The sequence below is a fragment of the Rhizobium sp. L9 genome (assembly GCF_002531885.1).
In the GTDB taxonomy this organism is placed as follows: Bacteria; Pseudomonadota; Alphaproteobacteria; order Rhizobiales; family Rhizobiaceae; genus Rhizobium.
Map to the genome: position 1 here is coordinate 99,835 of NZ_NWSZ01000003.1, position 11,997 is coordinate 111,831.

General features: G+C 60.2%; 11 protein-coding genes. 7 read left to right on the forward strand and 4 right to left on the reverse strand.

Annotation, left to right across the window (positions count from 1 at the left end; genetic code table 11):
• Positions 1-135: 135 nt before the first annotated feature.
• Positions 136-924, reverse strand: a complete 789-nt coding sequence (locus CO660_RS02410) for a creatininase family protein (RefSeq protein ID WP_097597214.1) — start codon at positions 922-924, stop codon at positions 136-138.
• An 85-nt stretch (positions 925-1,009) separates the two neighbouring features.
• Here CO660_RS02410 and CO660_RS02415 point away from each other — a divergent pair, with 85 nt between their 5' ends.
• The 3 genes from CO660_RS02415 (at position 1,010) to CO660_RS02425 (ending at position 3,656) form a co-directional block, all read left to right on the forward strand.
• A complete protein-coding gene (locus tag CO660_RS02415) occupies positions 1,010-1,522 on the forward strand; it encodes a MarR family winged helix-turn-helix transcriptional regulator (RefSeq protein WP_097597215.1) in 513 nt (170 codons plus the stop codon).
• Positions 1,523-1,641: 119 nt separating this feature from the next.
• Complete coding sequence (locus tag CO660_RS02420) at positions 1,642-2,664, forward strand: LacI family DNA-binding transcriptional regulator (RefSeq protein ID WP_020922290.1); 1,023 nt, start codon at positions 1,642-1,644, stop codon at positions 2,662-2,664.
• A 26-nt stretch (positions 2,665-2,690) separates the two neighbouring features.
• Positions 2,691-3,656, forward strand: a complete 966-nt coding sequence (locus tag CO660_RS02425) for a 2-hydroxyacid dehydrogenase (protein WP_097597216.1) — start codon at positions 2,691-2,693, stop codon at positions 3,654-3,656.
• A gap of 13 nt (positions 3,657-3,669) precedes the next feature.
• Here the strand turns inward: CO660_RS02425 and CO660_RS02430 are convergent, their stop codons facing one another.
• Positions 3,670-4,449 (reverse strand): gamma-glutamyl-gamma-aminobutyrate hydrolase family protein, encoded by a 780-nt coding sequence (locus CO660_RS02430; RefSeq protein ID WP_097597217.1) that lies wholly within the window; start codon positions 4,447-4,449, stop codon positions 3,670-3,672.
• Positions 4,450-4,738: 289 nt separating this feature from the next.
• Between CO660_RS02430 and CO660_RS02435 the strand changes: the two genes are divergently transcribed.
• Positions 4,739-5,845, forward strand: a complete 1,107-nt coding sequence (locus CO660_RS02435) for a TRAP transporter substrate-binding protein (protein ID WP_064804998.1) — start codon at positions 4,739-4,741, stop codon at positions 5,843-5,845.
• A gap of 81 nt (positions 5,846-5,926) precedes the next feature.
• Here CO660_RS02435 and CO660_RS02440 read toward each other — a convergent pair whose 3' ends face one another.
• Both CO660_RS02440 and CO660_RS02445 read right to left on the reverse strand, forming a co-directional pair.
• Entirely contained in the window at positions 5,927-7,420 is a 1,494-nt protein-coding gene (locus CO660_RS02440; RefSeq protein ID WP_097597218.1) for a TRAP transporter large permease subunit, read from the reverse strand.
• A 20-nt stretch (positions 7,421-7,440) separates the two neighbouring features.
• The gene (locus CO660_RS02445) at positions 7,441-7,980 is read right to left on the reverse strand and encodes a TRAP transporter small permease subunit (protein WP_085779491.1); all 540 of its coding nucleotides are present in this window, start codon (positions 7,978-7,980) and stop codon (positions 7,441-7,443) included.
• Positions 7,981-8,297: 317 nt separating this feature from the next.
• Here CO660_RS02445 and CO660_RS02450 point away from each other — a divergent pair, with 317 nt between their 5' ends.
• The 3 genes from CO660_RS02450 (at position 8,298) to CO660_RS02460 (ending at position 11,941) form a co-directional block, all read left to right on the forward strand.
• A complete protein-coding gene (locus CO660_RS02450; protein WP_097597219.1) occupies positions 8,298-10,601 on the forward strand; it encodes an EAL domain-containing protein in 2,304 nt (767 codons plus the stop codon).
• A 138-nt stretch (positions 10,602-10,739) separates the two neighbouring features.
• Positions 10,740-11,492, forward strand: coding sequence for a hypothetical protein (locus tag CO660_RS02455; protein WP_085779489.1), 753 nt, complete (start codon positions 10,740-10,742; stop codon positions 11,490-11,492).
• Between the two features lie 224 nt (positions 11,493-11,716).
• Positions 11,717-11,941 carry an aa3-type cytochrome c oxidase subunit IV gene (locus CO660_RS02460; RefSeq protein WP_011426827.1) on the forward strand — a complete coding sequence of 75 codons (225 nt, stop codon included), beginning with the start codon at positions 11,717-11,719 and terminating at the stop codon, positions 11,939-11,941.
• The last annotated feature ends 56 nt before the right edge of the window (positions 11,942-11,997 follow it).

The window sequence follows — 11,997 nt, forward strand, 5'->3', positions numbered from 1 at the left end:
AAATTAGGCGTACGGCCGAACGGCTAGGGATCGGCCTTTGAGCGGTTGGTCTCATATAATGGCATGGGCACCGCAGTTCAAAGGATTTTATATGTTATAAGATCACGTCGCCGCCCGATGCAGACGATCGCTTTTTCAACGGAGTTCGCCGACGTCGAATGCATCGACATCCTCCAAAAGTTCGACCAGCCCCTTCACCGCATGGGCAATCAAGGCCTCGCCCTTTTTGGCCGTCGCAGCCGCGGCATTGCCAGCCACGCCTTGTTCGTTAATGTCGGACATCTTCCAGCCGAAGGCATGCTGGCCGTAGGCGCGCAGGTGCTTGAAGCGGGTGGCGAATTCCGTCTGCCGCGAGGAAAAATCCTCAGCCTTTGCCATGTCTACCTTGTCGGGGTGAAGCGCCAGCATGACCGAGGTCTCGATATCGCCGCCATGGATGCCGATCGCCTTTTCCTCCGGCGCAATCACGCCATCCGGCAGGCCGAAGCGGGTCCAGCTCGTCGCCACCGCCAGCATGGCAAAGCGGACCCGCGCCTCGGTCGCGACGACCGATATCAGAGGCGAATTGCCGCCATGGGCGTTCAGCATCACGAATTTGCGAATGCCTCTCTTCGCCAGCCCTTCGGCAATGCCGAGCCAGCGGTTGACCGCTTCGTCGAAGGCGAGCGTCTTCGTTCCTTCAACATCCATATGTTCTACGGAATAGCCCACCGATTCGGTGGGCAGGAAGGTGACCGACAGTCCGGCGGGCAGGGCCTTCTTCAATCTTCCGGCGATGCCGTTGGCAATTAGCGTGTCGGTTTCGAAGGGCAGGTGAGGGCCATGCTGCTCATGGGCACCGAGCGGCAGCAGGGCGATCGGGCGGCCTGCGCCGGAGGCACGGACCGAGCCGCTGTCGTCGAAGCGGGGCGAAGGCGTCATCATCCGGTCGTTGCCTCTTGTTTATGACGAGATCATGGGCAATGTCATATCGCAGCGGCGTCGGGGCTTAAAGATCAAAGGGATGGCTATGGGAAAGAAGCATAAGGACGGCAAGAAGAGCAAGTCCAAGAAGAAGGACCAGACGGAGTACACGCTCGTCGATCTTTCTCCGGCGCTCACCCAGGCGGCCCGTTCCATGCGCACCGTGCTCTCGCGCAACCTGTTCGAAAGCGGTCTGTATGCCGGCCAGGACGGCGTCATTCTCTCGCTTGCCGAGAGCGACGGCATGACAGCGGGCGGCCTTGCGCAAAAGCTCGGGGTTAAGGCGCCGACGATGACGCGGACGATCGGCCGCATGGAGGCGCAGGGCTTTCTCGAGCGCAAGCCCGATGCCGAGGATGCGCGCCTCACCAAGGTCTATCTCACTGCGCTCGGCCGTGACAGCGTGCGGGCGATCGAAATGGCGGCCTCGGCCTGTGACAGACTGGCGACGCAGGAATTTTCAGACAAGGAAATCCGCAATCTGGTTCGCCTGCTGAAGGCGATCGACGCCAATCTGCAAGCCGAAACGCATGGTATCGAAGAACCGGACGAAGACTGAAATTTCTCCTGAAAGACGAATTGCCTCCGCCGGTTAAATCTTTTAATTAAACATTTTAAGGGGACCGCGCCGGTTGCCGTGCGGTCTTGCTGTCTTGCGTGCTGCCTGGAGGAGGACACGTGGTCCAGAAGATCAAGCTATCGACAATCGCCGAAACGCTCGGCATTTCAACAGCGACCGTATCGCTCGCCTTGCGCGACAGCCCGCTGGTGGCCGGCAATACGCGGGAGAAGATCAAGGAGCAGGCGCGCGCGCTTGGCTATATCTACAACCGGCGTGCCGCCAGCCTGCGCACCTCACGCTCGGGCATCATCGGTGTCGTCGTGCATGACATCATGAACCCCTTCTACGGCGAAATCCTGAAGGCGATCGAAAGCGAGCTCGACCGCAGCCGCCATACCTTCATTCTCTCCAATCATTATGACAATGTCGAAAAGCAGCGCACCTTCATCGAGACGCTTCTGCAGCTCGGCGGCGACGGCGTCATCATGTCGCCGGCGATCGGTACGCCGCCGGAAGATCTGCAGTTGGCGGAAGAGAACGGCATGCCGGCGATCCTCGTCGCCCGCTCGATGGACGGTCTGGAGCTGCCGACCTATCGCGGTGACGACAGCTATGGCATCTCGCTCGCCACCAATCACCTGATCGGTCTCGGTCACCGCTCGATCGCCATGATCGGCGGTACGGACCAGACATCCACCGGCCGCGACCGCTACCAGGGTTATGTCAACGCCCTGCGCAAGGCGGGCATCGAAGTCGATCCGAATCTGCGCATTCCCGGGCCCCGCTCGAAGCAGGGCGGTTTCGAGGCGGCGGTGCATTTCCTCTCGCTGCCGCAGAAGCCGACGGCGGCGGTCTGCTGGAACGATCTCGTCGCGATCGGCCTGATGAACGGCATTGCCCGCGCCGGTCTGGTGCCGGGCCGCGATATTTCCGTCACGGGTTATGACGATCTTGAGGAAGCCTCGATCGCCACCCCGGCGTTGACGACCGTCTGGAACGGCCAGACCGAAGTCGGCCGTCTGGCTGCGCGTGCACTTCTCGATCGTCTTGCCGGCAGCCACGAACCTGACGGCATGCATCTCATCAAGCCGGAAATGCGCATCCGCCAGTCGACCAGCCCCCATCGGCCCCGCGCCTGAACCAGCCCCGTCCAAGAGGAAAAGCCATGTCCCGCATCGCCATTCTCGTTCCTGGGAAGATACACGAGCGTGTTCTCGAAAGGCTGAAGGATCGTTTTGAGATCATTGCTGTCGCCCGCGAGGAAAAGCTGGCGCTCGACAGCGAGACCGCCGGCCGCATCCGCGGCGTTGCCGTCTCCGGCGCTTTTCCCGGCGCCTGGATGGACCAGTTGCCTGGTGTCGAAGTGATCGCCAGTTTCGGCGTCGGTTATGACGGCATGGATGTGAAGCGTGCAGTCGAAAAGGGCATCGTCGTCACCAATACGCCAGACGTTTTGAACGACGAGGTTGCCGATACGGCGATCGGCCTGCTCCTGAACACGATCCGCGAGTTGCCGCGGGCCGAGGCCTGGCTGCGTGCCGGCAATTGGAAGCCGGGCACGGCTTATCCGCTGTCACGCTTCTCGCTCAAGGGCCGCCATGTCGGGCTCTACGGACTAGGCCGCATCGGGCTTGAGATCGCCAAGCGGCTGGAACCGTTCAAGGTGAAGATCAGTTATCACACGCGTTCGCGCCATGCGGAGGCGCCCTACGATTATCACCCGACGTTGAAGGGATTGGCTGAGGCGGTGGACACGCTGATCGCCATCGTTCCGAAGACGCCGCAGACGCATAAGACGATCGACGCCGATGTCCTGGCCGCTCTCGGTCCGGATGGGGTTCTCGTCAATGTCGGCCGCGGCTGGACCGTCGACGAAGAGGCGCTGAGTGCCGCCCTCGCATCAGGCGCGCTCGGTGCGGCCGGCCTCGATGTCTTCTACGAAGAGCCGAGCGTGCCGTCCGGCCTGCTGGAACCGGCCAATGCGGTGCTGCTGCCGCACGTTGCCTCGGCCTCCGTGCCCACGCGCATGGCGATGGCCGATCTGGTTGCCGACAATCTCATCGCCTGGTTCGAGAAAGGGGCAGCGCTGACGCCGGTGCCGGAGACGCCGCAAAAAATTCAGCGCGGCTGAGCTTGACTGCCTCCTAGGCGGTCGCCGGTGCCGTGATAACCGGACGTTTGCCGCCGGCGTAGCTGCGGACGGCGTCGCCGAAGGCGGCAAACAGCTTGTTCGACGCCTTGTCGGTTTCGGCCCAATATTCCGGGTGCCATTGCACGCCGACGGCGAAGGCCTTGGCGTCGATGACGGAAACGGCTTCCACGGTGCCGTCTTCGGCGGTGGCTTCCACCTGCAGACGCGGTGCGGTTCTGGCGATCGCCTGGCGATGCAGCGAATTCACGCGGATATCGCCTGGACCGAGAATGCCTGCTATGCAGGAGCCTTCCTTGACATGGATGGTCTGGCGGATGGCATACATGCCGTCACGGTCGACACCTTCCGGCCGGCGATGATCCCAGATGCCGGGCTGCTCATGGATCTCGCTTGCCAGCGAGCCGCCGAGAGCGACATTCAGTTCCTGAATGCCGCGGCAGATGGCAAGCAGCGGGATGGCACGGTCGATGGCGCGGCGGATCAGCGGCAAACTGGTGGCGTCGCGGGCGGGGTCGAAGGGGCCGTCCCTGTCAGTCGCCTCGGCGCCATAGAGTGAGGGATGCACATTGCTGGCCGAGCCTGATACCAGCAGACCATCGACGCGGTCGAGCACCGCGTCGGGATCGTAGCCTGCCTCGAAGGCGGGGATCACGAAGGCCATGACACCGGCTGCATTCAATGCGGCACCGACATATTGATGCTGCACGGCATGCCAGGTCGCGCCGTCAAAGCTGCGGATATCGGCAGGAATGGCAACGATTGGTTTCGTCATATTTGCACCGGTAAAATCTTCTGCTCGTCGTTTTTGCCGCCAGAACGGCGGTGGAGTCAACGCATGGCTTTGTCCGACGACCAATTGCACCGCAAACGGCGCCGCGGCTCCGCGGCTCGCGCTAAGCTGCTGATTTTGATGGACGCCTCGCGCGCTCCCTATTGCTATCCTGATGCCAAAGGCTAATAGACTAAAGCTTGAATCGCGGCCCTCTCCATGCTTAGCTCTGCCCTCGCTGCGGGTAGGGATGGATTGGCCGCGCAGTGCCATCTGTACGGGAGGTTTTTTGATGGATCGTCGTTCGTTTTTCAAGAAGGCGGGAACCGCCAGTGCCGGCGCGGTTGCGGCAACGGCGCTGGCGGCGCCTGCGATCGCGCAAGAGAATCCGAAGATCGCTTGGCGCATGACGTCTTCGTTTCCGAAGAGCCTGGATACGATCTATGGCGGTGCCGAAGACATCGCCAAACATGTTGCCGCTGCGACCGACGGCAATTTCACCATCCAGCCTTTCGCGGCCGGTGAAGTCGTGCCGGGCCTGCAGGCTGTCGATGCGGTGGCCGCCGGTACGGTCGAGGCAGCCCACACCACCTCCTATTATTTCGTCGGCAAGGATCCGGCCTATGCCTTCGGAACAGCCATCCCGTTTGGATTGAACAGCCGCCTGACCAACGCCTGGTTCTACGAAGGCAATGGCAATACGCTGATGAACGAGTTCTACGCCACGCAGGGCATGTATGCCCTGCCGGCCGGCAATACCGGCGCACAGATGGGCGGCTGGTTCCGCAAGGAAATCAACACGCTTGACGATCTGAAGGGCGTGAAGATGCGCATTGCCGGCCTTGCCGGACGCATCATGGAGAAGGTCGGCGTCGTCCCACAGCAGATCGCCGGCGGCGACATCTACCCGGCGCTCGAAAAGGGCACGATCGATGCGGCGGAATTCGTCGGCCCCTATGACGACCTGAAGCTCGGCTTCCACAAGGTGGCGAAGTACTACTATTACCCGGGCTGGTGGGAAGGCGGCCCGACGGTGCACGCCTTCTTCAATCTGGATAAATGGAGCAACCTGCCGAAGCACTATCAGGCAGCGCTCACCGACGCCTGCGCCTTCGCCAACACCAACATGCTGGCGAAATACGACATGAAAAACCCGACGGCGCTGAAACAACTCGTTGCCGAGGGTGCGACGTTGCGCCCGTTCAGCCAGGAGATCATGGAAGCCTGCTTCCAGGCGGCAATGGGCATCTACGGCGAAATCTCGGCCAATAACCAGTATTTCAAGAAGATCTACGAGGATCAGACCGCCTTCAAGCGCGACGCCTATCTGTGGATGCAGCTTTCGGAATACACCTTCGATACGTTCATGATGATCCAGCAGCGGGCCGGGAAGCTTTAGGTTTTCCGCGACCGACATCGACGCTTTAGGCGAATGCAAGAAAAACCCCGGATCGTTGATCCGGGGTTTATTTTTGTTTGGCTATTTGGCAGGCGCGGGCGGGGCTCCCGGCAGGCCGTTCAGCGGCGGCAGGGTAAGGCCCGGTATCTGCGGCGAGCCGTTGCCGCCGCCGCCCACCGGCGGCAGGCCGAGCTGGCCGCTAAATCCCGGCACTTCGATCTTGATCGAATTCGGATCGACCTTGGGGCCATGGTCAAGCCAGTAGGTCACCGATTGCGGCCAGAAGATCACGATCGCAACCAGAATAATCTGCATGCCGACCCAGGGCAGGGCGCCCATGTAGATATCGGAGGTCTTGACATCCTTGCTGGCGATCGAGCGGAGGTAGAACAGCGCGAAGCCGAAAGGCGGATGCATGAAGCTGGTCTGCATGTTGACGCAGATCAGGACACCGAACCAGATCAGGTCGATCCCAAGGCTGGAGGCAACGGGCGCGAGCATTGGAATGACGATGAAAGCGATCTCGAAGAAATCGAGAAAGAAAGCCAGCACGAAGATGAAGATGTTGACGAAGATCAGGAAACCGACCGGCCCGCCGGGGATGCCCGACAGCATGTGCTCGATCCACCGCGAACCATCCATGCCCTGGAAGACCAGGCTGAAGCAGGTGGAGCCGACCAGGATCATCACCACCATTGATGTAATATGCGTGGTCGATGTCATTGCTTCGCGGATTAGCGGCCAGGTGAGACGGCGGTTCATGGCTGCCAGCGCCATGGCGCCGACGACGCCGAGCGCGCCGGCTTCCGTCGGTGTCGCAAGGCCCATAAAAATCGTACCGAGCACGAGGAAGATCAGCACGATTGAGGGCACCATGCCCATCAGCACTTTCGCCAAAAGCGTCCAGTTGAAGTCGCCGCGCACCTCTTTCGGCAGCGGCGGCATCGATTTCGGCTGGATGATCGACATCACCAGGATGAAGAGCACGAAAATCGTCACCTGCAGGATCGAGGGGCCGATGGCGCCGAGATACATGTCGCCGACCGATCTGCCAAGCTGGTCGGCGAGAACGACGAGCACGAGCGAGGGCGGGATCACCTGGGTGATGGTGCCAGAAGCGGCGATGACGCCGGTGGCAAGGCGCGGACTGTAGCCGTAGCGCAGCATGATCGGCAGCGAGATCACCCCCATGGTAATGACGGAGGCGGCTACCGTGCCGGTGATGGCGCCGAGCACGGCGCCGACGAGGATGACGGCATAGGCGAGTCCGCCGGGAACGCCGCCGAAGAGCTTGCCGGTGCCTTCGAGCAGATCCTCGGCAAGACCGCAGCGTTCCAATATCGCGCCCATGAAGGTGAAGAAGGGAATGGCGAGCAAGAGGTCGTTGGAGACGATGCCGAAAAAGCGCAGCGGCAGCGCTTGCAGAAAGGCTTCGCTGAAATGGCCGGTGACGATGCCGATGATGCCGAAGAACAGGCCGACGGCCGCGAGTGAAAAGGCGACCGGAAAGCCGTAGAGCATGAAGATGACCATGCCCAGGAACATGGCCGGCGGAATGATGCCGAAATCAAACAAATCCGTTCCTCCCGGGAGCGCTACTGCAGTGGCTTTTCGTATTTGGTGTCGATGCTGATTTGGCCGGTCAGCGCTGCGATCCGCTTGATCAACTCGGAAACGCCCTGGAGGGAAAGCAGCGCGAAGCCGGCGACGAGGATCAGCTTTACGGGCCAGCGGATCAGCCCGCCGGCATTGGCCGATATTTCCCCCTGCCGGTAGGAAAGCGCGAAGAAGGGCCAGCAGAGCCAGGTGAGGAAGACGCAGACGGGGATGAGGAACAGGATGAGGCCGACAATGTCGATCCAGATCTTCGCCTTGTCGGACACTGCGCCATAAATCAGATCGACACGAACGTGCTCATTGTTGCGCAGAGCATGCGAGGCGCCGAGCATGACGACGAAGGCAAAGAGGTACCACTGGATCTCAAGCCAGCCGTTCGAACTGTAGTTGAAGGTGTAGCGAACGATGGCATTACCGGCGCTGATGAGACAGCAGAACAGGACCATATATTCGGAAAGTTTGCCCATGATCCGACTGATCGAATCAATCAGCCGGCTTGCCGCCAAAAGTGTCGACATTCGTTTCCCTTGTTCTTGTCCTGCCATTTTTCGGCAGCTTTCCCTCTTTCGAATCGGTGTAGACCACGGCTTTTGAAATTGGAAGGATAAATGCCTTTGGTTAGAGCATAGTCTAAGTCGCAACAGGCGGCCGTCGATGTTTTAACAACCTAAGCGTGGATAAATTATTTCCTTATTCTCGCCAGGAGGATGCATGATCTCGCGTAGGCTGTGGCGTTCATCCGCTGGTTTTAGAAAATTTGACCAAATGTCTGATTCGATTGAAATCAATTTTTAAAGGGTTGGGCTTAGAATCCCCGCGCACAGGGAAAGTGTGGATGAAGCCAGATAACCCGAACAGGGTCCCTATTGATGTGTATTTGTCGTTTGTGAGCTCCCTTTCCGGGAACCGCATGACGCTTCTTGTCGGCGTGATCGTCCATGTCGCGACGTGCCTTGCTGTGGCTGCCAAGACGCAATACCCCATCTACATCCTGCTGTCGGTTGCCTTCCTTCTGGTCTTCAGCGCTCGCATGGCCATTTTCCGGCAGTTCGATCATGTCAACAAGCAGAGCCTGTCGCGCGCGGGAATCGAGCGTTGGGAGCGGATTCTTGTTGGCGCCGGATCCTGCACCACCGCACTCCTCGGCATCGCCAGCGGCTACGCTATCTTCGTCGTGCACGATTCCTTTGCGGAGCTTGCCTGCATTTCCGTCACCATGGCGACCATGGTTTCCGTTGTCGGGCGCAACTACGGCTCGCGCTTCGCAGTCGACCTCCAGACGGCCTTCTGCTGCCTGCCGATGATCGTCGGCAGCCTGCTGGCGCTCGACTTCTATCGCGGCGTGCTGTCGATCTTTCTCATCCCCTTCTGGCTGACGACGCGGGCGATGGCGAACGGCGTGCGCGAATTTCTGTACGAGAATGTCATCGCGCGCCGGGAAATCACCATCATCGCCGACCGTTTCGACACGGCGCTCAACAACATGCCGCATGGCCTCGTCATGGTCGATGACGAAAACCGCATCCAGGTCGTCAACCGCAAGGCCTGCGAACTGCTGAAAATCGGCGCGCCGGAGCGGCTGAAGGACCGCGATCTTGGCGCCGTGCTGCGCTATGGCGCACGCTATAGCTTCATGGACGCCTCACAGCCGGAGCTCATCCTGCGCCAGCTCACCCAGGTGGCCGAAGGCAACTTGTCGCGCACGCTCATTCACTTTCCCGAGGCCCTGTCGCTCGAATTCTCCGCCAGCCGCAGAGCTGACGGTGGCGCCGTGCTGATCTTCGAAGACGTATCCAGCCGTGTGAAGGCCGAGCAGAAGATCATGCACATGGTCCGCTTCGATGCGCTGACCGGCCTGCCCAACCGTGAATATTTCGGCCAGCTGGTGCAGGAGTATCTCGCCAAGAATCCGAGGAAATCGGGGCCGCTTGGCTTTATGGTGCTCGATATCGACGAGTTCAAACATGTCAACGACATGCGCGGTCACGTCACCGGCGACCATCTGCTTTGCGCCATCGCCGCCCGCATCAAACAGGTCTGTGGCAGCGCCATCCTCGGCCGGTTGATGGGCGACCAGTTCATCCTGTTCTTCCCGCATGCGAAGGAGCCGGCCTCACTCGATCTCGAGATCCGTCGCGTGCACGCTGGGATTCAGGGCCATTATGACGTCGACGAGCTGACCTTCCTCATTTCGCTTAGTGCCGGTTACGCCATTCTCGAAAGTTCCGCTTTTGCGATGGACGAATGGAGTGTCAAGGCGGATCTTGCGCTGTTCGAGAGCAAGTCTCGCTTCAAGGGCGGCATATCAGGCTTCGAGCGCGAGATGGACGGGCGCTATATCGAGCAGCAGAAGCTGAAAGCAGATCTTCGCGAGGCGGTCGCGGCGCAGGCGCTGCACCTCGTCTTTCAGCCGATGTTCCGGGCTGACGGTTCGCGCATCGAATGCGCCGAGGCGTTGGCGCGGTGGGTGCATCCGGAGAAGGGCTCGATCCCGCCCGACGTCTTCATTCGGCTCGCCGAGGATATGGGCATCATCTCCGACATCACCCGTTTCGTGCTGTCGCAGGCCTGCAGCGAATGCATGACCTGGCCGGAGCACATCGCCGTCTCGGTTAACCTCTCGGCACGGGATTTGCGCGATGCCGACATTTTGTCGGTGGTCGCCGACGCGCTTGCCCATTCCGGGCTCAACGCGGCGCGGCTGCATCTCGAAGTCACCGAAAGCTGCCTGATCGACGAGCCGCAGGCTGTGCGCGCGATCCTGGCGGAACTCAGAGCCCGCGGCATCACCATTGCGATCGACGATTTCGGCACCGGCTTCTCCAGCCTCAGTTATCTCGACACGCTGCCGCTCGATATCGTCAAAATCGACCGCTCCTTCGTGCGGAATATCGTCGAGGATACTCGCCGCCTCAAGCTGCTGCGAGGGACGGTCAATCTCGCCCGGGAACTCGGTCTGAAGATCGTCATCGAAGGTGTCGAGACTGACGAGCAGCTCGCTCTACTCAACAAACACCGCAGCACCGATCTGGTACAGGGCTATGTTTTCTCGCGGCCGGTGCCTTCCCAGAACATCCCACTCCTGCAGCAGGGTGTCGGCCGCCGCGCCGTCCAACGTCGCCGCAACAAGGTCGCCTGAGCCTTCGGTAGCCGCCGATGTTCCTTGTGATACCCCGCCGTTAACCTTAATACTTTATAAACGGCCCGAATTATCGGATTTTCTTGCCTAAACCTCACTGACGTATGATTAATGATCCGTTAACGAGTGGATCAAAATATGTCAGACACACTGTTCACGCGTAGTGATTTCAGTACGAAAATTTTGGAAATTCTGGATCATGTCGAATATCGCCGCGTCGAAAGCAGCGAAGACATGGAGGAGGTGGAGCGGCTGCGCTACAAAGCCTACAAGGCCCACGGCGCGCTGTCGCTTGCCCCGGAAGGCCTGTTGGACGATGTCGATTTCGACAGCCATGCCTATATCTTCGGTCTCTACTATTATGGCGAACTGGTCAGTACGATCCGAATTCATTATGTGACGCCGGAGCATCGTATCAGCCGGTCCGGAGAGGCCTTTCCCGAGGCGATGGATGAGCTTCTGGACGCCGGGCTAACCTTGATCGACCCGGCGCGTTTCGCGGCCGACCCGGAGCTCACCGCCAACATGCCATGGGTTCCCTACCTGACGCTGAGACCCGCCATCGTCGCGGCAGCGTATTTCCGGGCTGACCGCGTTATTCAGTCCGTTCGGCCCCCGCATGCCGCCTTCTACAAGCGGGTCTTCTATGCCGATACTATTGTGCCCGGCCGACTGGCGGAGAGTTACGGGGTTGATGTGACGCTGATGGCGACGAATGTGGTGGAGGTCGGGCGCAAGCTGTTGACGCGCTATCCCTTCTTCATCTCCAGCGCCAGCGAACAGCGCATGATGTTTTCGCGCAATCCCCACGATACGCTGCCGCCGCTTACCATCATCCCGACGGCGCGCTTCGTGCCGCAAGGTGAACTCGGCACCGACCTGCCGCTGTAATTTCTCCTGCTCTGCGAATGAGGAGAGGTTAAGCAGCAGTGAGGAGATCCGCAGCCGGCGCCCTCACGTTTTTCCTTGCGGAAGAAGGTGGCTTGGAACCCGCGGCTGCGGCATTCTCGTGCATTGCGCTTTCGCCTGTCATTGTGTAATTCGTGCAGGCAGGGACTTCCCTCGGCCTAAGAGGGAATCAGGCAGCGCAAAAGCATTTCAGGGAGACGATATTTATGGCCGAACATCATACCGGACCGGTCGAGACCGGCGCGCCGATGGATTACAAGGAACATGAGCAGACCTACAACATGTTCATTGCCGGCACGAAATACGGCACGATGCTTCTCGTCGTTCTCCTGCTCGCGATGACCGCCGGTTTCTTCGGCGGCGCCGGCCTTCTCGGCGGTCTCTTCGTCTTCATCGTTCTTCTCGCCGCCGGCATCTTCCTGTTCCGCTGATCGCGGCTGGCGCATCGGCCTGAAAATCGCAATCGATTTTCGGCAAACACGATGTG

Bases quoted from the DNA above. Each gene is read 5' to 3' on its own strand.
- CO660_RS02410 (WP_097597214.1), bottom strand. From the start codon at position 924: ATGATGACGCCTTCGCCCCGCTTCGACGACAGCGGCTCGGTCCGTGCC.
- CO660_RS02415 (WP_097597215.1), top strand. From the start codon at position 1,010: ATGGGAAAGAAGCATAAGGACGGCAAGAAGAGCAAGTCCAAGAAGAAG.
- CO660_RS02425 (WP_097597216.1), top strand. From the start codon at position 2,691: ATGTCCCGCATCGCCATTCTCGTTCCTGGGAAGATACACGAGCGTGTT.
- CO660_RS02430 (WP_097597217.1), bottom strand. From the start codon at position 4,449: ATGACGAAACCAATCGTTGCCATTCCTGCCGATATCCGCAGCTTTGAC.
- CO660_RS02435 (WP_064804998.1), top strand. From the start codon at position 4,739: ATGGATCGTCGTTCGTTTTTCAAGAAGGCGGGAACCGCCAGTGCCGGC.
- CO660_RS02445 (WP_085779491.1), bottom strand. From the start codon at position 7,980: ATGTCGACACTTTTGGCGGCAAGCCGGCTGATTGATTCGATCAGTCGG.
- CO660_RS02450 (WP_097597219.1), top strand. From the start codon at position 8,298: ATGAAGCCAGATAACCCGAACAGGGTCCCTATTGATGTGTATTTGTCG.
- CO660_RS02455 (WP_085779489.1), top strand. From the start codon at position 10,740: ATGTCAGACACACTGTTCACGCGTAGTGATTTCAGTACGAAAATTTTG.
- CO660_RS02460 (WP_011426827.1), top strand. From the start codon at position 11,717: ATGGCCGAACATCATACCGGACCGGTCGAGACCGGCGCGCCGATGGAT.